Origin of the sequence: Brochothrix campestris, from assembly GCF_046058945.1 — a bacterium.
GTDB classification, from domain to species: domain Bacteria; phylum Bacillota; class Bacilli; order Lactobacillales; family Listeriaceae; genus Brochothrix; species Brochothrix campestris.
In genome coordinates this window covers 1,770,679-1,793,356 of the sequence record NZ_CP175511.1, presented here as the reverse complement: position 1 = coordinate 1,793,356, position 22,678 = coordinate 1,770,679, and the positions used below count along the sequence as shown (strand labels likewise).

General features: G+C 43.2%; 15 protein-coding genes and 3 rRNA genes. 16 read left to right on the top strand and 2 right to left on the bottom strand.

All coding sequences use genetic code 11. The features are described 5' to 3' along the window. Nucleotides 1-33: 33 nt before the first annotated feature. Both ACJYYY_RS08905 and ACJYYY_RS08900 read right to left on the bottom strand, forming a co-directional pair. Nucleotides 34-3,060 (bottom strand): GW domain-containing glycosaminoglycan-binding protein, encoded by a 3,027-nt coding sequence (locus tag ACJYYY_RS08905; RefSeq protein WP_408868842.1) that lies wholly within the window; start codon nucleotides 3,058-3,060, stop codon nucleotides 34-36. An 86-nt stretch (nucleotides 3,061-3,146) separates the two neighbouring features. Further along, nucleotides 3,147-3,434 (bottom strand): DUF6509 family protein, encoded by a 288-nt coding sequence (locus tag ACJYYY_RS08900; protein ID WP_035314268.1) that lies wholly within the window; start codon nucleotides 3,432-3,434, stop codon nucleotides 3,147-3,149. A gap of 174 nt (nucleotides 3,435-3,608) precedes the next feature. Between ACJYYY_RS08900 and ACJYYY_RS08895 the strand changes: the two genes are divergently transcribed. The 16 genes from ACJYYY_RS08895 to lpdA all read left to right on the top strand — a co-directional run bounded on the left by ACJYYY_RS08895 (nucleotide 3,609) and on the right by lpdA (nucleotide 22,667). Further along, nucleotides 3,609-5,570 carry a thioredoxin domain-containing protein gene (locus tag ACJYYY_RS08895; RefSeq protein ID WP_198015717.1) on the top strand — a complete coding sequence of 654 codons (1,962 nt, stop codon included), beginning with the start codon at nucleotides 3,609-3,611 and terminating at the stop codon, nucleotides 5,568-5,570. Continuing rightward, entirely contained in the window at nucleotides 5,567-6,004 is a 438-nt protein-coding gene (locus tag ACJYYY_RS08890; protein WP_035314269.1) for a GNAT family N-acetyltransferase, read from the top strand. The genes ACJYYY_RS08895 and ACJYYY_RS08890 overlap by 4 nt, the downstream gene beginning before the upstream one ends. 276 nt (nucleotides 6,005-6,280) lie before the next feature. Continuing rightward, nucleotides 6,281-7,828: ribosomal RNA gene (locus tag ACJYYY_RS08885) — 16S ribosomal RNA — on the top strand. A gap of 301 nt (nucleotides 7,829-8,129) precedes the next feature. Next, a 23S ribosomal RNA gene (locus ACJYYY_RS08880) occupies nucleotides 8,130-11,059 on the top strand. A gap of 266 nt (nucleotides 11,060-11,325) precedes the next feature. Beyond that, a 5S ribosomal RNA gene (gene rrf, locus ACJYYY_RS08875) occupies nucleotides 11,326-11,441 on the top strand. The 16S, 23S and 5S rRNA genes sit together here, the layout of an rRNA operon. A gap of 153 nt (nucleotides 11,442-11,594) precedes the next feature. Beyond that, nucleotides 11,595-12,890, top strand: coding sequence for an NAD(P)/FAD-dependent oxidoreductase (locus tag ACJYYY_RS08870; RefSeq protein ID WP_035314986.1), 1,296 nt, complete (start codon nucleotides 11,595-11,597; stop codon nucleotides 12,888-12,890). Next, on the top strand, nucleotides 12,883-13,581 hold the full coding sequence (locus tag ACJYYY_RS08865; RefSeq protein ID WP_035314987.1) for a tRNA (adenine(22)-N(1))-methyltransferase TrmK: 699 nt from the start codon (nucleotides 12,883-12,885) through the stop codon (nucleotides 13,579-13,581). Before ACJYYY_RS08870 ends, ACJYYY_RS08865 begins: the two co-directional genes overlap by 8 nt. Next, nucleotides 13,582-14,379: a Nif3-like dinuclear metal center hexameric protein gene (locus ACJYYY_RS08860; RefSeq protein WP_035314988.1), complete on the top strand. Its 798-nt coding sequence runs from the start codon at nucleotides 13,582-13,584 to the stop codon at nucleotides 14,377-14,379. Nucleotides 14,380-14,403: 24 nt separating this feature from the next. Further along, a complete protein-coding gene (gene xseA, locus ACJYYY_RS08855) occupies nucleotides 14,404-15,777 on the top strand; it encodes an exodeoxyribonuclease VII large subunit (RefSeq protein ID WP_051456982.1) in 1,374 nt (457 codons plus the stop codon). Beyond that, nucleotides 15,749-15,985: an exodeoxyribonuclease VII small subunit gene (gene xseB, locus ACJYYY_RS08850; protein WP_035314989.1), complete on the top strand. Its 237-nt coding sequence runs from the start codon at nucleotides 15,749-15,751 to the stop codon at nucleotides 15,983-15,985. Before xseA ends, xseB begins: the two co-directional genes overlap by 29 nt. Then, complete coding sequence (locus tag ACJYYY_RS08845) at nucleotides 15,985-16,863, top strand: polyprenyl synthetase family protein (RefSeq protein WP_035314990.1); 879 nt, start codon at nucleotides 15,985-15,987, stop codon at nucleotides 16,861-16,863. Before xseB ends, ACJYYY_RS08845 begins: the two co-directional genes overlap by 1 nt. A 37-nt stretch (nucleotides 16,864-16,900) precedes the next feature. Then, nucleotides 16,901-17,725 carry a TlyA family RNA methyltransferase gene (locus ACJYYY_RS08840; protein WP_035314991.1) on the top strand — a complete coding sequence of 275 codons (825 nt, stop codon included), beginning with the start codon at nucleotides 16,901-16,903 and terminating at the stop codon, nucleotides 17,723-17,725. Nucleotides 17,726-17,873: 148 nt separating this feature from the next. Further along, nucleotides 17,874-18,323 (top strand): transcriptional regulator AhrC/ArgR, encoded by a 450-nt coding sequence (ahrC, locus tag ACJYYY_RS08835; RefSeq protein WP_035314992.1) that lies wholly within the window; start codon nucleotides 17,874-17,876, stop codon nucleotides 18,321-18,323. A 51-nt stretch (nucleotides 18,324-18,374) separates the two neighbouring features. Next, nucleotides 18,375-20,048, top strand: coding sequence for a DNA repair protein RecN (gene recN / locus ACJYYY_RS08830; RefSeq protein WP_035314993.1), 1,674 nt, complete (start codon nucleotides 18,375-18,377; stop codon nucleotides 20,046-20,048). Nucleotides 20,049-20,146: 98 nt separating this feature from the next. Next, entirely contained in the window at nucleotides 20,147-21,235 is a 1,089-nt protein-coding gene (buk, locus tag ACJYYY_RS08825; RefSeq protein WP_035314998.1) for a butyrate kinase, read from the top strand. A 16-nt stretch (nucleotides 21,236-21,251) separates the two neighbouring features. Beyond that, complete coding sequence (gene lpdA / locus ACJYYY_RS08820) at nucleotides 21,252-22,667, top strand: dihydrolipoyl dehydrogenase (RefSeq protein WP_035314994.1); 1,416 nt, start codon at nucleotides 21,252-21,254, stop codon at nucleotides 22,665-22,667. The last annotated feature ends 11 nt before the right edge of the window (nucleotides 22,668-22,678 follow it).

Here is a 22,678-nt window from a genome sequence, read left to right as displayed (position 1 = left end):
CTCGGAATTTGAGCTGATTTAAGCGTTTGACAATTATTTAAAGGCTTTATAGTACATCCAACCAATTGTTTTACCCTTTACCTGGAACTGATAATAGATACCGTTTTTAGTAGTGGCTTGTTTGATGATATGGACTTTTTTTGCTTGGTATTTTTTGCCGGAGTTTAATTTTTTGTAGCCATATTCTTTATAAGGGAGTGTTGCAACGGCATAATCTCTCCCGTTAATTACAACTGTTCGATTGAAGGAAACTTGTTTTTCGGCAGTGACCTGTGGAGCAACAAAGGCTTGTTTTAATACCCACCCAATTATTTTGTTATTGTACGTGAATTGATAAAAAGTACCATTACTTGTAGTTGTCTCAGCAGAAACAGATACTTTTTTGAGGTGATAGCTGCTGGCTTTTGCTAACACTTGTGTTTTTAGCTGTCCGTTCGGCTGGCTATAAATTGTATCCTTTCGATTTGATTGATCAATAAACAGTGTGCGTTTTATTGGCTTAATCGAAAGCGGTTCGGTCGTAACAAAAGCTTTATGATACATCCACCCAATCGTTTTGCCATTCAGTTGGAATTGATAATAGAGGCCATTTTTAGTAGTGGCTTGTTTAATGACAGTCACTTTTTTATTTAAATAGGGTTTGCCAGCGCTTAATTTTTTGTATCCGACTTCTTTATAAGGAAGTGTTGCAACGGCGTAATCTCTGACGGGTAATGAAATGTAGCGTTCAAATGACACCGTCTTCTCCGAGCTTACTTTTGGTGTAACAAATGCTTGTTTAGCGAGCCAACCAATTGTTTTGTTGTTTGAGCTGAATTGATAAAATGTCCCTTTACTGGTGGTGGTTTCGGCAATGACTTTTACTTTTTGGTAATGATAAATTTTGGCGTTTCTAACAGTTGTGACATTGAGTAGACCGTTCGGACGACTATATATTTTATCCGCACGACTGCTTTGATCGATGTATTTTGTAAGATTCACTGTTTTAATGGTTATTTTCTCTTCTGGGACGAAAGCTTTATGGAACATCCATCCGATTGTTTTACCATTGATTTGGAATTGGTAATACAAACCGTTTTTAGTGGTTGCTTGTTGAATAATGTGAACTTGCTGACCTTCATATTTTTTGCCAGCGCTTAATTTTTGATAACCAATTGCTTTATAGGGTTGTGTTGCAACGGCATAGTCTTTGTTAGGCAATGAGATAAAGCGATCTGACGAGAGGGTTTTATGGCTCAAAATATCGGAGGCGCTAACAAAGGCTTGTTTAGCAAGCCAGCCAATTGTTTTATTGTTATAACTGAACTGATAAAAGTTTCCTTTACTAGTGGTGGTTTCGGCAATGACTTTTACCTTTTGATAATGATAGGTTGTGGCATTTTCAACTGTTGTGACATTCAGCAGACCGTTCGGACGACTGTATATTTTATCGACACGACCTGTTTGGTCGATGTAGCGGTCCAAATTGACGGCTTTAACAACGGTCTTTTCTTCGTCAACGAAGGCGCGTTTATCCATCCACCCAATTGTTTTGTTATTTACTTTAAATTGGTAATAAGCCCCTTTGGTAGTGGTCGCTTCAGCGATGATGTCTGCTTGTTGTCCATCGTAAAGGGTACCGCTAGCTACCTTAGATGTGCCATTTATCCGATAAGGCTGTGACCAAATGGTATCTTTACGTGTTGTTTGTTTGATAAACCGTTGCAAACTAATCGCTTTTTTTGTCGTCGTATCCGGTTTGAAAAAGGCTGCCTTATGAAGCCAACCAATGACCTTGTTATTGGCTTTAAACTGGTAGTATGTGCCACTGGCTGTGGTTGCTTCGGCAACGATAGTGACCTCCTTGTCGTGCCAACTGGAAGCTGTCCCGCTTTTTTTTACACCGACAATATTATTAGGTTTGGACCAAATGATATTGTTCTTATTCGTTTGATCAATGAAGCGGGTGTAATTAACCGTTTTTTGAGAAAGCAGTTCGTCATACTGTTTGAAGGCTTTCTTATCGAGCCAACCAATTGTTTTTCCAGCAATCTGAAATTGGTAGTAGGTGCCTTTTGTTGTAGTTGCTTCAGCGATTACGGTTGCTTGTTGTTGGTTGTATTTACTCGCGGCCCCGACTGATGTAGCGCCGGCTGTATTATAAGGTTTGGACCAGATAATATCTTTCTGGTTACTCTGTTCAACATATGTCGTAATATTCAGTTTTTTTTGACTGGTAATAGCGTCGCTCATTTGGTTGTAATGACGAACAACAAGGTCATAAAATTGGCTCTGGGTATAGCCGAATTGAGCGAAATAACCGCTCGGATCACTATGATTTGTTCCTCCTAAAAAAAGTGTAACTGTGGAGTGAAACCAAATCGTACCGATTCCATCAAACTCAGCGTTGTCTGGCTTGAGGTCAAACGTTCGTAAGACAGCGGCCGCATAATACGCTTGATTATTGACACTTCGTGCGAATTTATCATATGTATTGGTTTCTGTTAATTCAACATGAGCCATTAACGCGTTGGCATAGCGTCCTGCTCCCCAAGCGCTATAGGCAGGATCGTGCAATTCGATGATGCTTTGATAATCAACAAAGCTATGAACGAAGGCGTTTCCCCAATTATTGACCATGTAATTAATTTCGTTATCAATTTTATCATTTGGCCCACCAGCTGTCGCATGAATGACGATGCCATTTGGTTTTTTTGAGGTTGTTTTATAAGGCATTGTTTGATTTTCTTTATCGAGTACCTGTTGTAATAAAAAACGTTTGTTTTGAATTGCATTCGGTGTGAGTTTCTGCGCTAAAAGATAGTCGTTGACCGGTGGATAAACAACTTTAGCGCTGAAACTTCGTAGTTTGGGAGAGTTCTCATCGTCTGCAACCGCTGTTTCCGGATGATCATTTGCATTAGTTTTACTATCGTACAGAGAGAGGTCTTCGTCTTTTAATGTTTCGAGTGCAGTTGTGGCGTCGACGGCTGTCTCTGTTGTTAATGCATTGGTAGTGAGTGGGCTGAATAAAAGACCGACAGTGGCAATTAAAGTAGCTGGTAATAAAAGGTGGCGCATAGAAATCCTCCAATCAAATCGTGTAATAGGGTTAAACAAGGTAATAAAAAAACCTCACTTTTACAAGGAAGGTTCATCTAAGATGTTTATTGTTCGGTGATTTTAGCGCTACAATAGGCTAAAATTTCTGCTTCTTCATCTTCGTCTAATGCAATGTCAATCTGTGTGTCTTTAGCGATTGAACGAATATGGTAAGTAATCAGACGGATGTTTTCGTCTTTCTTGCCAATTAAGACGCGTAATTCAAGGCCGTTTGCTTCATACAGTTCATCATCCTCATCAACCGTAAAATTAATAAAGAATTCAAAACGTTCACCTTCAATAATACCAGTTGGATCAAATAAGAGATCCATAGTGTGGGAAAGTAGTTCCATTTAGTTCAACTCCTTTAGTCGTTCTATCTTCTATTATCAAAGGTAAGGCCAGAATAGTAAAGGTTTTTTACAATAATTATTGTAATTAAGCGAGACAACAGTGATGTTAAAGCGGAAACGTGTATAATAAAGAACAAAGCAATCAGATGAATTATTAGAGGATGGATGACGAAAATGAAACGATATAATCACTTGAAGAATGAAACATCACCCTATCTAAAAGCGCATGCAACAGATATTGTTAATTGGTATCCTTGGAGCGAAGCGGCTTTTTTGGCGGCAAAGTCAGAACAAAAACCGGTATTTTTAAGTAGCGGCTATTCGACCTGCCACTGGTGTCACGTCATGAGTGATGAATCGTTTAATGATCCAATCGTGGGCGCCTATTTAAATGCGCATTTTATCGCGATTAAAGTTGATCGTGAAGAAAGACCTGACATCGATTCGCTCTATTTAAAAGTGTGTCAAATATTAACGGGGACTGCCGGGTGGCCGTTGAATGTCTTTTTAACGTCAACACAGCAGCCGTTTTATGCCGCGACGTATTTACCAAAGGTGAGTGAGGGTAGCAGACCCGATATTATGTCAGTCTTGCGTCATTTAAAACGGATGTATGAAGAAAAACCGGTAATGATTACCGACATAGGTCACCAATTGGTGGCAGATTTGGAGCGAAGCAGTAAAAGTGAGCCGCTATTAGAACCGTTGCCATTACAGCGAATGTATCGCTCATTATTACAGGCCTTTGATGTCAAAAATGGTGGTTTTGGGGCAGCACCTAAATACCCGACAAGTGCACCTTTGCGTTTTTTGATGGCTTATCAGACAGCGTATGCAGATGTTTATTCGAGTCGAATGGTCATTCAAACCTTAGATGCTTGGAAAAATAGCGCGCTTTATGATCAGCTTGAATATGGTTTTTTTAGATATAGCTCAGATTCCCGTTACCGCATGCCTCATTTTGAAAAAATGCTCTATGATCAAGCGTTGCTGCTTGAAGTCTATATTGAAGCTTATGAAAAGTATCGGTTGCCACGTTATCAAAAGGTCGCGAGACAGATGCTTCAGTTTATTGATGAGAACTTTAAACAAACGATGCTATATGCAAGTGCGATAGATGCAGATAGTAATCAAATAGAAGGCGATTATTATACGTGGACATTAGATGAAGTGCTTGCCGTTTTAGGTGTTGAGCGAGGTGTTCCGTTTGCTTATCGATACGGTATTAAACAAGAAGGTGATATCGCAGGGGAAAATATTCTCTATATCAACGAAGCGGAGACGGATCTAACAGCTGTTGAATTGCGTGAATGTCGTGATAAACTGGTTGAAAGCCGTCGTCGACGAACAGCTCCTTACATTGAAACGCAACAAAAAACAGGTTGGAATGCATTGATGATAAAGGCGATAGCGAAAACAGGGCGCGTGTTGCAGGCAGAAGTGCTTATAAATCAGGCGATTCAACAGTTTAAGGCCTTATATGATAGGAGTTATAAAAATGAACTTTATGCCATCGTCAATCAAGGGGTGAGCGGCAAAAAAGCATATTTAGAAGACTATGCTTATTTTATAAGTCTCTGTATCGAAATGCACCAATCAACCTATCAAACAGCTTACCTTGAGATTGCTATCAGGTTAGCTGCAGAACTGTGTGAATGTTTCGAAGATAAAGAAACAGGGGGATTCTTCTATACAGCCGAGCAGTCGGAGCGATTGGTTGTACGTGAGAAGGATGGGCTTGACACCGCCTTACCAAATGCCAATGCTGTAATAGCAATCACCTTTGTTCAGATAACACAGCTGACAGGGGATGAAAAGTATGCGCAGCTTGCGGAAAAAGCCTTTCGTTTTTTTAGTGGAGATATTGAGCGTTATGGCTTGTCAGCAACGAGTTGGGGCAGTTACTTAATCGCCCAAGACAAGGCTGATACAACTTTTGTTTTTCAAGGGAAAGAAGTCATCCGAAAGGTGAAGACATTACAAAAATATCAAAAGATGACTGATATTTGGCAAGTGTATGAAACCGAAGGGCCGCTCCGTTTGCAAATTTGTTATGAAAAAACCTGTCGCTTCTATAATGAAGAAGCGATAAAAGATTATTTTGAAAAACGTGTGATGGAGGCGATGGATAAATGATTATTAGGGAAATGCAAAAGACTGATGCGCTACAATTACGCCTGTTGTTTAATAAGGTTAGGAAGGAATGTTTTTCTTGGGAACGAAAGGAGTATCATATTATGGAATTTGATCAGCAAACGATTGATGAAGCGATTTATGTCTGCGAAAAGAGAGGTCGAATTATTGGTTTTATTAGTGTTTATTTGCCAGATAAGTTTGTTCATCACCTGTATGTTGATCAAGTAGAAAAAGGTCGTGGCGTCGGTCGTGCGTTACTACAAACAGTGATTGATCTAATTGATGAGCCAATAAGTTTAAAATGTGTGTGTCAAAATGAAACGGCATTGCGATTTTATAAGCAATTAGGCTGGAAGTCGGTTAGTATAGGGCATGATGAATCTTCGTATTGCTTGTTAAAGTATTTTAAAAACACCTTGACCGAAGAAAGGTGACGTGGTATTATTAGGAAGTTGTCAAAAAGAACACAGCGATGTGAACAAAATGATAACGAAAAAAGATGTTGACGCAAGTTAATAGACATGCTATACTAAAGTAGTTGTCAGCGAGAGCCGATAACGATTGACCTTTGAAAACTGAACGAACAAAAAAGATGTTATATGGTTAAACTCTTAGGAGTTTAACCAATTAATTTCGTAACGACAACAAGTAATAAATTTTTAGCTAGCGAACTAGTTAAGGATCATTTGACGGTTTAAACACCGTTACTTTTTAACGAGAGTTTGATCCTGGCTCAGGACGAACGCTGGCGGCGTGCCTAATACATGCAAGTCGAACGAACGGATAAGGAGCTTGCTCCTTTGAAGTTAGTGGCGGACGGGTGAGTAACACGTGGGTAACCTGCCTCACAGCTGGGGATAACATCGAGAAATCGATGCTAATACCGAATGTGCTGAACATCATAAGATGTTCAAGTGAAAGACGGTTTCGGCTGTCACTGTGAGATGGACCCGCGCTGGATTAGCTAGTTGGTAAGGTAATGGCTTACCAAGGCGACGATCCATAGCCGACCTGAGAGGGTGATCGGCCACATTGGGACTGAGACACGGCCCAAACTCCTACGGGAGGCAGCAGTAGGGAATCTTCGGCAATGGACGAAAGTCTGACCGAGCAACGCCGCGTGAGCGAAGAAGGCCTTCGGGTCGTAAAGCTCTGTTGTTAGAGAAGAACAAGGGTGAGAGTAACTGTTCACCCCTTGACGGTATCTAACCAGAAAGCCACGGCTAACTACGTGCCAGCAGCCGCGGTAATACGTAGGTGGCAAGCGTTGTCCGGAATTATTGGGCGTAAAGCGCGCGCAGGCGGTCTTTTAAGTCTGATGTGAAAGCCCCCGGCTCAACCGGGGAGGGTCATTGGAAACTGGAAGACTTGAGGACAGAAGAGGAGAGTGGAATTCCAAGTGTAGCGGTGAAATGCGTAGATATTTGGAGGAACACCAGTGGCGAAGGCGGCTCTCTGGTCTGTTACTGACGCTGAGGCGCGAAAGCGTGGGGAGCAAACAGGATTAGATACCCTGGTAGTCCACGCCGTAAACGATGAGTGCTAAGTGTTAGGGGGTTTCCGCCCCTTAGTGCTGCAGTTAACGCATTAAGCACTCCGCCTGGGGAGTACGACCGCAAGGTTGAAACTCAAAGGAATTGACGGGGGCCCGCACAAGCGGTGGAGCATGTGGTTTAATTCGAAGCAACGCGAAGAACCTTACCAGGTCTTGACATCCTTTGACCATTCTGGAGACAGAACTTTCCCTTCGGGGACAAAGTGACAGGTGGTGCATGGTTGTCGTCAGCTCGTGTCGTGAGATGTTGGGTTAAGTCCCGCAACGAGCGCAACCCTTGATTTTAGTTGCCAGCATTAAGTTGGGCACTCTAAAGTGACTGCCGGTGTAAGCCGGAGGAAGGTGGGGATGACGTCAAATCATCATGCCCCTTATGACCTGGGCTACACACGTGCTACAATGGATAATACAAAGGGTCGCGAAGCCGCGAGGTGGAGCCAATCCCATAAAATTATTCTCAGTTCGGATTGCAGGCTGCAACTCGCCTGCATGAAGCCGGAATCGCTAGTAATCGTAGATCAGCATGCTACGGTGAATACGTTCCCGGGCCTTGTACACACCGCCCGTCACACCACGAGAGTTTGTAACACCCAAAGCCGGTTTGGTAACCTTCGGGAGCTAGCCGTCTAAGGTGGGATAGATAATTGGGGTGAAGTCGTAACAAGGTAGCCGTATCGGAAGGTGCGGCTGGATCACCTCCTTTCTAAGGAATAGGAACACACCTTCGGGTGTGATAAGTTACATTAATTGTTGTATGACATCTGCTTGTTCGTTTAGTTTTGAGAAGTCAATCTTCTCATTTATGTTTGTTCTTTGAAAACTGAATACTAATTGATATGAAATAGAAAGACCAAGTAACAACCGAGACTCATTTTAGGTGATTTATAATCATCAGGTCGTATCGCACGACCAACCAGACATATGTTCATTATGTCGAACTAAAAACCGTAAGGTGATTAGTAAAGAGGCGTTAGTAGTTGTTTAACAACGAACACAAATCTGAAGGTTAAGTTAGAAAGGGCGCACGGTGAATGCCTTGGCACTAGGAGCCGATGAAGGACGGGACTAACACCGATATGCTTTGGGGAGCTGTACGTAAGCTTTGATCCAGAGATTTCCGAATGGGGAAACCTACTATGCTTGATCGCATAGTGTCTACAACTGAATACATAGGTTGTTTGACGGCAGACGCAGGGAACTGAAACATCTTATTACCTGCAGGAAGAGAAAGAAAAATCGATTTCCTGAGTAGCGGCGAGCGAAACGGAAACAGCCCAAACCAAAGAGCTTGCTCTTTGGGGTTGTAGGACATTCTACACGGAGTTACAAAGGAAGCGTTTAGTTGAGTAACCTGGAAAGGTTAACCAAAGAGGGTAACAGTCCCGTAAACGAAAAGCGCTTCTCTCCAGAATGTATCCTGAGTACGGCGGAACACGAGAAATTCCGTCGGAATCCACGGGGACCATCCCGTAAGGCTAAATACTCCCTAGTGACCGATAGTGTACCAGTACCGTGAGGGAAAGGTGAAAAGAACCCCGGAAGGGGAGTGAAATAGTTCCTGAAACCGTGTGCCTACAAGTAGTTAAAGCCCGTTAATGGGTGATAGCGTGCCTTTTGTAGAATGAACCGGCGAGTTACGTTTACTAGCAAGGTTAAGTCGAGAAGACGGAGCCGCAGCGAAAGCGAGTCTGAATAGGGCGAATTAGTTAGTAGGCGTAGACCCGAAACCAGGTGATCTACCCATGTCCAGGATGAAGGTAAGGTAAAACTTACTGGAGGTCCGAACCCACGTAAGTTGAAAATTGCGGGGATGAGGTGTGGGTAGCGGAGAAATTCCAATCGAACCTGGAGATAGCTGGTTCTCTCCGAAATAGCTTTAGGGCTAGCCTCGAGGTAGAGAGTCGTGGAGGTAGAGCACTGTTTGAACTAGGGGCCCATCTAGGGTTACTGAATTCAGATAAACTCCGAATGCCATCGACTTATACTCGGGAGTCAGACAGTGAGTGATAAGATCCATTGTCGAGAGGGAAACAGCCCAGACCACCAGTTAAGGTCCCTAAATATACGTTAAGTGGAAAAGGATGTAGTATTGCTTAGACAACTAGGATGTTGGCTCAGAAGCAGCCACCATTTAAAGAGTGCGTAATAGCTCACTAGTCGAGTGACACCGCGCCGAAAATGTACCGGGGCTAAACGTATTACCGAAACTGTGGATGAACATCTATGATGTTCGTGGTAGGAGAGCGTTCTAAAGACAGCGAAGTCAGACCGTGAGGACTGGTGGAGTGTTTAGAAGTGAGAATGCCGGTATGAGTAGCGAAAGACGGGTGAGAATCCCGTCCACCGAATATCTAAGGTTTCCTGGGGAAGGCTCGTCCGCCCAGGGTTAGTCGGGACCTAAGCTGAGGCCGATAGGCGTAGGCGATGGACAACAGATTGATATTTCTGTACCAGTCATTAATGTTTGAGCGATGGGGGGACGCAGTAGGATACGAACGCATGCTGATGGATATGCATGTACAAGCAATTAGGCAGGAAAGTAGGCAAATCCGCTTTCCGCGTAAGCTGAGTTGTGATGTGGTGGCACCTAGTGCCGTAGGTTCTGATTCCACACTGCCAAGAAAAGCCTCTAGTTAGTTAATGACTGCCCGTACCGCAATCCGACACAGGTAGATGAGGAGAGAATCCTAAGGTGAGCGAGAGAACTCTTGTTAAGGAACTCGGCAAAATGACCCCGTAACTTCGGGAGAAGGGGTGCTCTATTAAGGTGAAAGCCTGAGAGAGCCGCAGTGAATAGGCCCAAGCGACTGTTTACCAAAAACACAGGTCTATGCAAAATCGTAAGATGAAGTATATGGGCTGACACCTGCCCGGTGCTGGAAGGTTAAGAGGAGTGCTTAGCGCAAGCGAAGGTGCGAATTGAAGCCCCAGTAAACGGCGGCCGTAACTATAACGGTCCTAAGGTAGCGAAATTCCTTGTCGGGTAAGTTCCGACCCGCACGAAAGGTGTAACGATTTGGGCACTGTCTCAACAAGAGACTCGGTGAAATTATAGTACCTGTGAAGATGCAGGTTACCCGCGACAGGACGGAAAGACCCCGTGGAGCTTTACTGCAATCTGATATTGAATGTTTGTGTCACTTGTACAGGATAGGTAGGAGCCTTGGACTCCGGAGCGCTAGCTTCGGATGAGGCGTTGGTGGGATACTACCCTTGTGACATGACCATTCTAACCCGCACCCCTTATCGGGGTGGGAGACAGTGTCAGATGGGCAGTTTGACTGGGGCGGTCGCCTCCTAAAGAGTAACGGAGGCGCCCAAAGGTTCCCTCAGAATGGTTGGAAATCATTCGCAGAGTGTAAAGGCACAAGGGAGCTTGACTGTGAGACCTACAAGTCGAACAGGGACGAAAGTCGGGCTTAGTGATCCGGTGGTTCCGCATGGAAGGGCCATCGCTCAACGGATAAAAGCTACCCCGGGGATAACAGGCTTATCTCCCCCAAGAGTCCACATCGACGGGGAGGTTTGGCACCTCGATGTCGGCTCATCGCATCCTGGGGCTGTAGTCGGTCCCAAGGGTTGGGCTGTTCGCCCATTAAAGCGGTACGCGAGCTGGGTTCAGAACGTCGTGAGACAGTTCGGTCCCTATCCGTCGCGGGCGCAGGAAATTTGAGAGGAGCTGTCCTTAGTACGAGAGGACCGGGATGGACACACCGCTGGTGTACCAGTTGTTCCGCCAGGAGCATCGCTGGGTAGCTATGTGTGGAAGGGATAAACGCTGAAAGCATCTAAGCGTGAAGCCCCCCTCGAGATGAGATTTCCCATCACTTTATGTGAGTAAGACCCCTGAGAGACGATCAGGTTGATAGGTTCGGAGTGGAAGTGCAGCGATGTACGGAGCGGACGAATACTAATAGGTCGAGGACTTAACCTTATTAAGTTTTAAAAGCGAAAATGACGATGGGTTGTTACCTTTCGAAAAAACATCAATTAGTATTCAGTTTTGAGAGTGCAAGCTTTCATGATAATTTCATAATTATCCAAGCAATTAGTAGATGATTTATCTATTAATGTGAATTTTAGATAAGCGAGTTATTCAAGGCGTCAATGAGTTGATTGCGGAGCATACGTTTGTATGTGACAATTGAGACGAAGGAGACAACGATGAAGAACAATGGTTAGATGAAATTCAAACACATGTTTGGTGACGATAGCAAAGAGGATACACCTGTTCCCATCCCGAACACAGTAGTTAAGCTCTTTAGCGCCGATGGTAGTTGGGGGTTTCCCCCTGTGAGAGTAGGACGTTGCCAAGCCATTATAAACATCCGAAAGGGTGTTTTTTTTGTATTTAATTAATATGAGAGCATCGTTGTTTTTAACGGTATCTCAAAGAGGTCAAAGCTATAAAAACAAAGGCTTCTATGCTAAAATAAGAGTAAATAAAAAATGAGTTTGAGGTGGCGTATTTGACTAACTTTGATGTGGTTGTAATCGGTGGTGGACCTTCAGGTCTAATGGCTTCGATTGCGGCTTCTGAACAAGGTAAAAAAGTTTTATTAATTGAAAAAGGTCATAAACTAGGCCGTAAATTAGTTATGTCAGGTGGCGGACGATGCAACGTAACAAACCGCTTACCAGTCGATGAAATTATTAAACATGTGCCAGGTAACGGCCGGTTTTTATACAGTGCTTTTGCGATGTACGATAATGAAGATATTATCCGTTTCTTTGAAGGTGTTGGCGTCGGTCTTAAAGAAGAAGATCATGGGCGGATGTTTCCTACCACGAATAAATCGCGTGATGTGTTAGCAGCATTAGCCCAACGCATGGAAGAATTAGATATTACAATTTGGCAAGACTGTCCCGTTAAAGCGATTCACTACAACGAAGATACCATTGACTATGTGGAAACAATTCGTGGCGATAAAGTATACGCTCCAAATGTGGTTGTGTCTGTAGGAGGTCAAGCGGTTCCTAAAACAGGTTCGACAGGGGATGGCTATGCATGGGCCAAAGCAGCGGGACATAAGATTACTCCATTGTTTCCGACTGAGGTACCAGTCTTATCGGATGAACCATTTATTTTAGATAAGACCTTACAAGGAATCTCGCTACGAGAAGTAAATCTAACGGTTTTAAACCCGAAAAACAAAGTGGTCGTCACACATAAGATGGATATGATTTTCACCCATTTTGGCGTATCAGGACCAGCAGCCTTACGTTGTAGCTCTTTTGTGATTAAAACAAAGGAGAAATATAAGGTAGAGACAGTCACGATGAAATTGGATCAGTTTCCCGATAAAACGTTAGCTGAAATTCAAGCTGACATTAACCAACGTGTGAAAGAAGATCCAAAAAAACAAGTGAAGAATGCTTTGAAAGGTTTAATTCAAGAGCGCTTACTCGTGTTTTTCTTAGAGCGCTTGCAAATCGATGCCGAAGAAATGAGTGTCGCCATCTCACCTAAAAAATGGGTGCAACTCGCAACTGAATTAAAAGATTTTCGCTTTGTGGTCAAGGGAACATATGATTTTGATAAGGCCTTTGTTACAGGCGGTGGTGTCTCCGTTAAAGAAATTATTCCAAAGGAAATGCAAAGTAAAAAGATTAAAGGACTCTTTTTCAGTGGCGAAATTCTTGATATTCACGGGTACACCGGTGGATTCAACATTACCTGTGCACTCGTTACCGGTCGGTTAGCCGGTTATCATGCAGGAACACGTGTACTTGAAAATGAAACAGGAGGTCACAGCGATGAATGAACGAGCACTATCAGTGCGACTAAAAACAGTCGTTGATTATTTTCCAGCAGAGGCACATATTGCCGATATTGGTTCGGATCATGCTTATTTACCTTGCTATGCGATTCTAACTAACAAAGCGTTATCAGCTATTGCTGGCGAAGTGGTCGAAGGTCCTTATCAATCGGCTTTACAGCATGTCCAGTCATTAGCCTTGAGTGACAAAATCAGTGTACGTAAGGGTAACGGTTTAGCCGTCTTACAAGCTGATGATGCTGTTAATACCATTGCGATTGCCGGTATGGGTGGCCCGTTGATTCGTACGATTTTAGAGGAAGGTCAGGCGAAATTAACAGATACGATGCGACTAGTGTTACAACCGAATATTGCTGCTCATGCGATTCGAGAGTGGGCGCAAGTGAATGATTATTGTATCATCGCTGAGACAATCCTTGAAGAAGAAGGTAAGATTTATGAGGTACTCGTCTTAGAAAAGAGTTTCACGCCGATTAACTACACACCACAACAGCTCCGTTTTGGGCCTCATCTAATGGTTGAAAAAACGGCTGTCTTTAAAAAGTACTGGTTAGCAGAGCAGGCGAAATTAGCGACTATAATTGAACGGATTGAACAAGCGAATGTTAAAGCAGCCAACACAGCTAAAATAGCGCAGTTACAAGCTGCAATTGCTGAGATTAATGAGGTGATATAGATGGTAACTGTAGGCAAAGTAATCGAAGTGATGGAGCAATGGGCGGATCCACGTTTGAAAATGAACAATGATCCGATTGGTCTACAGATTGGTTCAACTGAACAAGCAGTTACCCGTGTGCTTGTGACGCTAGATGTGCTTGAAACGGTCGTTGATGAAGCAATTGTTAACAAAGTCGATTTAATTATTGCCCATCATCCACTGTTATACATGCCACTGACAGCGATTGACACAAATCATTCACGTGGTCGGATGATCGCTAAACTATTGAAACATAATATTGCAGTCTATGCCGCCCATACGAACCTCGACATTGCTAATGGTGGCGTCAATGATATGTTAGCTGCCTCACTTGAGTTGAGCGATGTACGTCTCTTGGAGAAAACAACGACATTGGCTGATGAAGTGTATGGCATCGGTCGTATTGGCCGCTTAAAACAACCGCTGACCTTAGAACAACTCGCATTAACATTAAAAAAAGTGTGGCAGTTAGATGGTGTTCGATTTGTTGGGTTACCGCAAAAAAGGATTGAGACTGTCGCGCTGTTAGGTGGCGATGGCAATCGCTATATTAAGAAAGCGGCCCAGTCAGAGGCCGATGTGCTCATCACAGGCGATATCTATTATCATCAGGCACATGATGCGGTTGAACTGGACTTTGCACTGCTTGATGCAGGGCATACAATCGAAAAGATTATGATTCCAGGTGTTATTGCGAAACTCAGTGCTACACCCGAATTAGCTAGTCTCGTCTGGATAGCAGCAACTGTTTCGACCAATCCCTTTCACTACCGCTAGTCAATCGAAACGAGGTGTGCCAAAATGACAGCGAACTATTTGTCGGTAACATTATTAACCGGGTACATTGCGCGTAAGTTTAATGCCGACCCGTATTTAAAAAAAGTATATGTCCAAGGTGAATTATCGAATTTCAAACGTCAGGCGAGTGGACATCTCTATTTCACTTTGAAAGATGATAAGTCACAAATTCGGACCGTGATGTTTGCAAAAGCGGCTCAAACGATAGGCTTTCAGCCTGAAGATGGAATGAAAGTGCTAATTAGTGGCCGAATTGACGTGTATGAACGTGGTGGCAACTATCAGTTTTATGCCCAAGAAATGCAACCTGATGGTGTCGGAGCCTTATTTGTCCGCTTTGAACAACTCAAAAAAATGCTGACAGACCAAGGTGTTTTTTCTGAGGCACATAAACAACCTTTACCAGCATATCCGCAACGAGTCGGTGTTATTACCTCACCGACGGGTGCAGCTGTTCGCGATATTATGACAACCTTAAAACGACGTTCACCGCAAACAGACATCATTTTATTTCCAGCGGCTGTTCAAGGCGATCAAGCGATTGTCGAAGTGGCACGTCAAATTAAGCGAGCTGATCAATTTGAACCCCCGTTGGATGTGTTAATTGTTGGACGTGGTGGTGGCTCAATTGAGGACCTTTGGGCCTTCAACGAGGAACAAGTTGTCCGTGCCATTTATGAGGCCAAGGTGCCGATTATATCGGCTGTCGGCCATGAAACCGATACAACTTTAAGTGACTATGTTGCCGATTATCGAGCAGCCACACCAACAGCAGCTGCTGAAATTGCAGTTAAACAAACAGTGGAGTTACTAACTACCATTCAACATCAACAACAACGATTAACAGACAGCTTGAAGAATGTGCTTGCTGATAAGAAACAACGGTTAGCACATTATCAAGAACGTCTGGCGAGACAGCAGCCACAACGGCTGATTGAACAGCAGTATCAACAGCTAGATAATTATCAGCAACGTTTAATAGCGGCCTTAAAAGCACGTGTAACAGCACAGCGCTTTAGCTTTGAAAGACTCAGTTGGCAGCTACAACAAACGAATCCACAGGCACGTATTCAACGTGGTCAAGAACAATTAGAGCAACAAACACTTAACCTCGTTAAAGCATATCGTGCACAACTTGAACATAAACGTCTCACACTCAGTCATAAAATCAATCAAATTGAGAGCTTGAGTCCACTACAGGTGATGCAACGTGGCTTTTCACTTGTTGAAACAAAGACGGGAACAGTCTTAAATAAAGTCACTGATGTGGCATTAAATGAAGCCGTACGGATTCGAATGCGCGATGGTGTTTTAACCGCGACAGTTACTAAAAAGGAGATGTCAGCCCATGGAAGCAGCAAAAACAGTAAACTTTGAAACAGCAATGTCGCAACTCGATACAGTTGTTAAACAGTTGGAAAACAGCGAAATCGGTTTAGAAGAAGCATTAGAATTGTATCAACAAGGTGTTAAACTGGCGGCTTTATGTGACAGCCAATTGAAAAATGCTGAAGAAAAAATGGTGCAACTCGTCCAAGCAGACGGTGAAACAACACCATTTGCAATGAAGGGAACTGACGCCTGATGTTTGAATCGTTTGTAACGAATAGTAAGAAACAACTAGAAGCAACGATGACAGCAACCTTACAGCAACTGCCCGACGTTAACCCACGTCATCAGGCAGCACTCGACTATTCATTAGCGGCTGGTGGCAAACGGATTAGGCCGTTACTTGTTTTAGCGACAGCAACCTTGTTTACCTCTGATCTCAAAGCAGCGATGATACCTGCCATGGCGATGGAATTTATTCACACATATTCGCTAATTCATGATGATTTACCTGCGATGGACAACGATGATTATCGTCGAGGACGTCTGACGAGTCATAAGCAATTTGATGAAGCAACCGCTATTTTAGCAGGTGATGGGCTGTTAACATTAGCCTTTGAACAGCTTGCAACAGCGCCACATTTAAGTGAGACAGCACGTATAAAATTAATCCGCTTGTTTGCCTATGCGGCGGGGCCTAGTGGGATGATTAGCGGGCAACAAAGTGACATTGAAGCTGAAACACGTGCAGTTAGCTTGCCTGAATTGGCACAAATTCACAGCCAAAAAACAGGGGCGCTTTTACAGGCGAGCGTATGTGCCGGTGCGATTGTCGGTGGGGCGAATATGTCAGAGTATCAACTGTTAGAAAACTTTGCCACTAAGATTGGGATTGCTTTTCAAATCCAAGATGATATTTTAGATGTAATCGGTGACGCTACCAAAATGGGTAAACAAACCGGAATGGATGCACAGTTAAACAAGAGCACCTATACATCACTGTTAACTTTAGCAGGGGCGCAACAACAATTAACAGCTTATACAGAGGCGGCTTATGCGTTATTGGAGCAACTACCCTACGATACAGCCTACCTTGAGGCACTGACAGCAATGATTGCTGAGCGAGAGGCATAAATAAGTAAAAAGTGGCAAGATAAAGGAGTTAAAGACGATGAAATTAAAAGAACGGGTCGATGTGTTATTAGTCCAACAAGGATTATTCGATACGAGAGAACAGGCGAAGCGTGCTGTGATGGCAGGTCTTGTTTACATTAAAGAAGAACGGGTCGATAAACCGGGTGAAAAAATTGAACTCACGGTTGAATTAAATGTTAAGGGACAACGGATGCCTTACGTCAGTCGCGGGGGACTTAAGCTTGAGAAGGCTTTACAAGCCTTTGATTTTGTCGTAACAGATAAAATCATGTTAGACATTGGGAGTTCAACGGGTGGTTTTACCGATTGTGCCCTCCAAAATGGTGCGAAGATGAGTTATGCCCTTGATGTCGGTTCGAACCAACTCGCTTGGAAATTACGGAACGATGAACGTGTAGAAGTGATGGAACATACGAATTTTCGTTATGTTGAACCAGAAAACTTTACGAAGGGTGTACCTGAGTTTGCCACGATTGATGTGTCCTTTATTTCATTGCGCTTAATTCTACCAACCTTAACGAAGGTGATTGCTGCTAATGGCGATGTGATGGCCTTAATTAAGCCACAGTTCGAAGCTGGGCGTGAACAGGTCGGTAAAAAAGGAATTGTCCGTGATGAAAAAGTGCATCAACAAGTAATCGAAGATGTACTAAGCTTCTCACAAAAACTAGGGTTTGACGTAAAAAACCTCAGTTTTTCACCGATAACAGGTGGCGAAGGTAATATTGAATTTATTGCCCATCTTAACTATGCTGGTGAAACAAATTACGAAGGTCAATACCTTGCGCCAGATACGATTAAAGAAATTGTGACACGCGCTCATCATACGCTAAAAGGATAGTTTAATGACTCGGTTGACGCCAATTTGCGTTTTCCGAGTTTTTTTATGTGTTATGGAGGTTAGCTCTTAATCGCATCAACTGCATAAAAATGGTATAATTATAGGGTATGTTCCAATAATAGTAACGAAACAGAAAGGTGTGACTGATATGAATAAAGCACAACGTCATGTGCTCATTAGAGATTTAATTGCCAACAACGATATTGATACACAAGAAGAATTGGTGTCATTGCTCGAAGAAAAAGGAAACAGTGTGACACAAGCGACCGTCTCACGTGATATAAAAGAATTACATTTAGTGAAAGTGCCTTCTTTACGCGGGGGGTATCGCTATAGTTTACCAGCTGATAACCGTTTTAATCCATTAGATAAACTGAAACGCACGCTTGTTGACTCGTTTATCCGCATGGTAAAAGTGAATAATACATTAATTATGCATACCTTACCAGGAAATGCGAATGCGATTGCCTCATTAATTGATAACTCACAATTCAAAGGTATTGCCGGCACAATTAGTGGCGATGATACGATTTTAGTTATTTGTTTATCTGAGCAAAATGCTGAAGAATATGAACTGATGTTTTTAGAAATGCTCTAAGCGTAGGACTAGTGCTTAGCAGAAAGACCGTAGAAAGAGGAGGATGAGATAATGCTCCAAGAATTATCAATACGTCATTTAGCAATTATTGAAGAAGTCGCATTGTCTTTTAAAGGAGGTTTAACCGTTTTAACAGGAGAAACCGGTGCCGGTAAATCGATTATTATTGATGCCTTAGGTTTAATTGTGGGTGGGCGTGCCTCGACCGATTTAATACGACATGGAGCTGAAAAGGCCGTTTTGGAGGCCTTGTTTACAATTGAAAACAATAAACGAGCTTATGCCGTATTAGGTCAGTTAGGGATTGAAGTCGGAGAAGATATGGTTGTGCTCAACCGCACATTAATGCGCAGTGGTAAAAATGTCTGTCGGATTAACGGTAAACTCGTGACAACAACGAACTTGCGAGATGTCGGTGAGACACTTCTCGATATTCACTCTCAACATGAAAGCCAAGACCTGATGAATGAAGCGCACCATCTGTTTTTAATCGATCAATTTGCTCATGAAGAAATCGCGCAACCATTGGCAGACTATCAGCAGCTCTATCAGCAATTAAAAGTGAAAAAACAAGAGTTCAAACGTTTCAATAAAAATGAGCAAGAAATTGCTCAACGAATTGACATGCTCGTTTTCCAAAAGAAAGAATTAGCGAGTGCTAATTTAGTCGACGGCGAAGAAGAAACGCTCGAAGCAGAACGGTCATTACTGGCAAATTATGAAAAAATCAATCACAATGTTGAAGCAAGTTACGACCTTTTCCAAGGAGAACAATCAGCCCTTGACCAAATAGCGAAAGTGATGAACCACCTCAATGCCATCCAGGATGTTGATGGTCGCTATAAAACGTGGCTTGAAACGGTGCAATCGGCCTACTATAGCTTAACCGACGTCGCAACGGAACTGAATCAAGAATTAGCGAGTCTTGAATTCAATCCTGAACAGTTGAATCAAATCGAAACACGGATGGATGCGCTCACCCAATTGAAACGTAAGTATGGCGATTCAGTGAGTGCGATGATGCAATATCATGACAAAATAAGCCGTGAATTAGATAATTTACAGCATAGTGAAACGCATGCCGAACAGCTTCAAACTGAAATTGAAACGATAGCGACGCAATTGACACAAAAGGCCGAAGGGTTAACGCACATACGTCGAACAGCGGCAGAGGTTCTTACTGCGGCTATTCATGATGAATTTAAAGAGCTATACATGGACAAGGCGATTTTCAGTGTGCAGTTTGCTGAACAAGACTTGAATGAACGCGGCAGTGATCGCATTCAATTTTATACGTCGACCAATCCTGGGGAACCGCTTAAACCGTTGCATAAGATTGCCTCCGGTGGTGAACTATCACGGATGATGCTGGCAATGAAAACGATTTTTTCGAAACATCAAGGCATTACAAGTATTATTTTTGATGAGGTTGATACCGGCGTAAGTGGTCGTGTGGCACAAGCAATCGGCCAAAAAATTTACTCGGTCTCAGTTGATTCACAAGTACTCTGTATTTCGCATTTGCCACAGGTGGCTTCGATGGCGGATCACCATTATCATATTGAAAAACAAATTACCGGTGAACGGACGTTAACAAGTGTCACGGAACTCTCATTTGATAAACGTGTGGCTGAAATTGCAATGATGATGAGTGGCGCTGAAATGACAACGTCGACAGAACTGCATGCCCGTGAACTAATTCAGCAGGCTGAGTCGATGAAATAAACGTTCATGCAAGAAGCGAATAGCTATGACTTGCTAAAAAAAAGATAATCACCTATGATATAGTATGTGGAGTTATTACCAGGTCTTAAAAAGGGGGTATTACCATCATCAGTCACCATATCTTAGTCATTAATACGGGTATCCAGTCACTGAAAATAGCTGTTTTTAAAGATGACAAATTAGTTTTTAATAAAACAATTCGTGACAATCTTATATTGACCATCGATGATGAGACACGACGCCAAAAGCAACTAACGGTCATGAAACAACGGTTGCTTTTACAGCTAAAGCAAGCGGGGATCGAGATGAAAAAAATTGATTTAGTTATCAGCAATACGGGCTATCTGAAACCATTGAGTAGTGGTGTCTATACGATTAATGCAGCGATGGTAGCTGACTTGATTGCTAATGCCTCATACACAGTCGAAGGCAGTTTTGGAGCGATTTTAGCGCAGTCATTATCCGCCTATTATCACATACCAGCCGTTACGTATGACCCACCAACCGTTGATGAATTACAACCAGAGGCTCGTATTTCGGGACATCCACAATTTGAACGCCGCAGTTATTTCAATGCCTTAAATCAAAAGGCGGTCAGTCGACAAGTGGCTGAAAAAATCGGGAAATCGTATGAGAGCTCACGTTTCGTTGTGGCCCATTTAGGATCTGCTATTTCAGTCGGAGTACACAAAGATGGCAAAGTAGTCGATGTCAACAATGGCTATTTTGGTGGTGGTCCTTTTAGTACGATTAGAACAGGGTCCTTGCCATTAAGTGGATGGTTGATTGAATACCGTGATGCCTTAATTGAACCGAAAAAAATTGATAAACTAATCCACGAGGGTGGTTTCTCCGCCTATTTAGGCACTGATTCATTAACGGATGTTGAATGGGAAATTGCAGCAGGTAATCAGAAAGCCATTGCGATTTATGAGGCGATGCTTTATCAAATCGCCAAAGAAATCGGTGCCTATGCCACGGTCTTAAAAGGGGATATTGATGCGATTATTCTCACTGGTGGAATGACCATTAGCCCTTATTTAGTTGAACAACTAATCCCTTATATCGAATGGATTGCACCGATATATACCATCGAAGATCAGTTAGAAATGAAGACGATGGGTGAGATTGGTTTACGTATTTTACAAGGGACTGAAACAGTTAGGGACTATCAATCTTCTAGATGAAAGAGGTTATAATAAAATGTCGAAAGAATACGATTTAGTCGTCCTTGGTGGCGGTACCGGTGGTTATATTGCCGCGATTCGTGCCAGTCAGTTAGGTTTGAAAACTGCCTTAGTTGAAAAAGCAGAACTTGGAGGCACGTGTTTGCATCGTGGCTGTATTCCAAGCAAAGCACTGCTACGTTCGGCCGAAGTGTTACGCCAAACAAAGGAGGCGACACAATTCGGTGTTGACGTCAATCAAGTGACACTGAATTTCACAGCAGTACAAGCACGTAAAACAGCGATTGTAGCCCAACTTGAAAAAGGGGTGCAGTATTTAATTAAAAAGAATAAAATTGATTTTTATGCTGGCAAAGGGACGATTTTAGGTCCGTCAATCTTTTCACCGATGGCGGGGACCATTTCTGTGCAGTTGGCAGATGATGAACTCGAAACATTAATTCCTAAAAACGTTATGATTGCGACCGGTTCACAACCACGTCAATTAGGCGAACTCGCATATAGCGACCGCATTTTATCATCTGAAGGAGCCTTGCAACTGGAAACACTACCAAAAGAGATGGTGATCGTAGGCGGTGGTGTGATTGGAATGGAGTGGGCCTCGTTGTTACATGACCTAGGTGTACAGGTGACAGTGATTGAATACGGACCGACCATCTTACCGACAGAGGATGCGGCAGTCGCGCGCGAATTAACACGTTTGATGAAAAAACGCGGCATTACGATTGTAACGAAGGCAGCGGTCGATGCTACCAGTTTTGTTGAGACAGCTGAAAACGTTAGCTTTGAAGCGGTCATTAATGACAAGCGCCAACGTTTTACCGCTGAAAAAGTGTTGATTTCAGTCGGTCGTGAAGCAGTAACGGCAAATATCGGCTTAGAAAATACGGCCATTCAATTAGAGCAGGGCGCGATTAAGGTCAACGCTAATTACCAAACAAAAGAAAGTCATATATATGCAGTTGGCGACTGTATTGGTGGCCTGCAACTGGCGCATGTGGCGATGCATGAAGGCATTCATGCCGTCGAACATATCGCGGGTGTGAAAACAATGCCAATCAAAGCATCAGCAATTGCACGCTGTGTGTATACCTATCCAGAAGTTGCCTCGATTGGTTTAACCGAAGCCGAAGCAGCGGCGCATTACGATATAAAAACAGGAGAGTTTCCTTTCAGTGCCGTCGGAAAAGCACTTGTATATGGTGAAACAGATGGTTTTGTGAAAGTAATTGCTGATGCCAACACCAATGATGTGCTCGGCGTACATATGATTGGCCCCCATGTGACTGATTTAATTAGTGAAGCGGGTCTCGCCTTTGTGCTCGATGCGACCCCATGGGAAATCGCTGCGACGATACACCCACATCCAACCCTATCAGAAGCGTTCGGTGAAGCGGCTTTAGCCGTAGATGGACACGCTCTACAGTTTTAAGGAGGAACGTA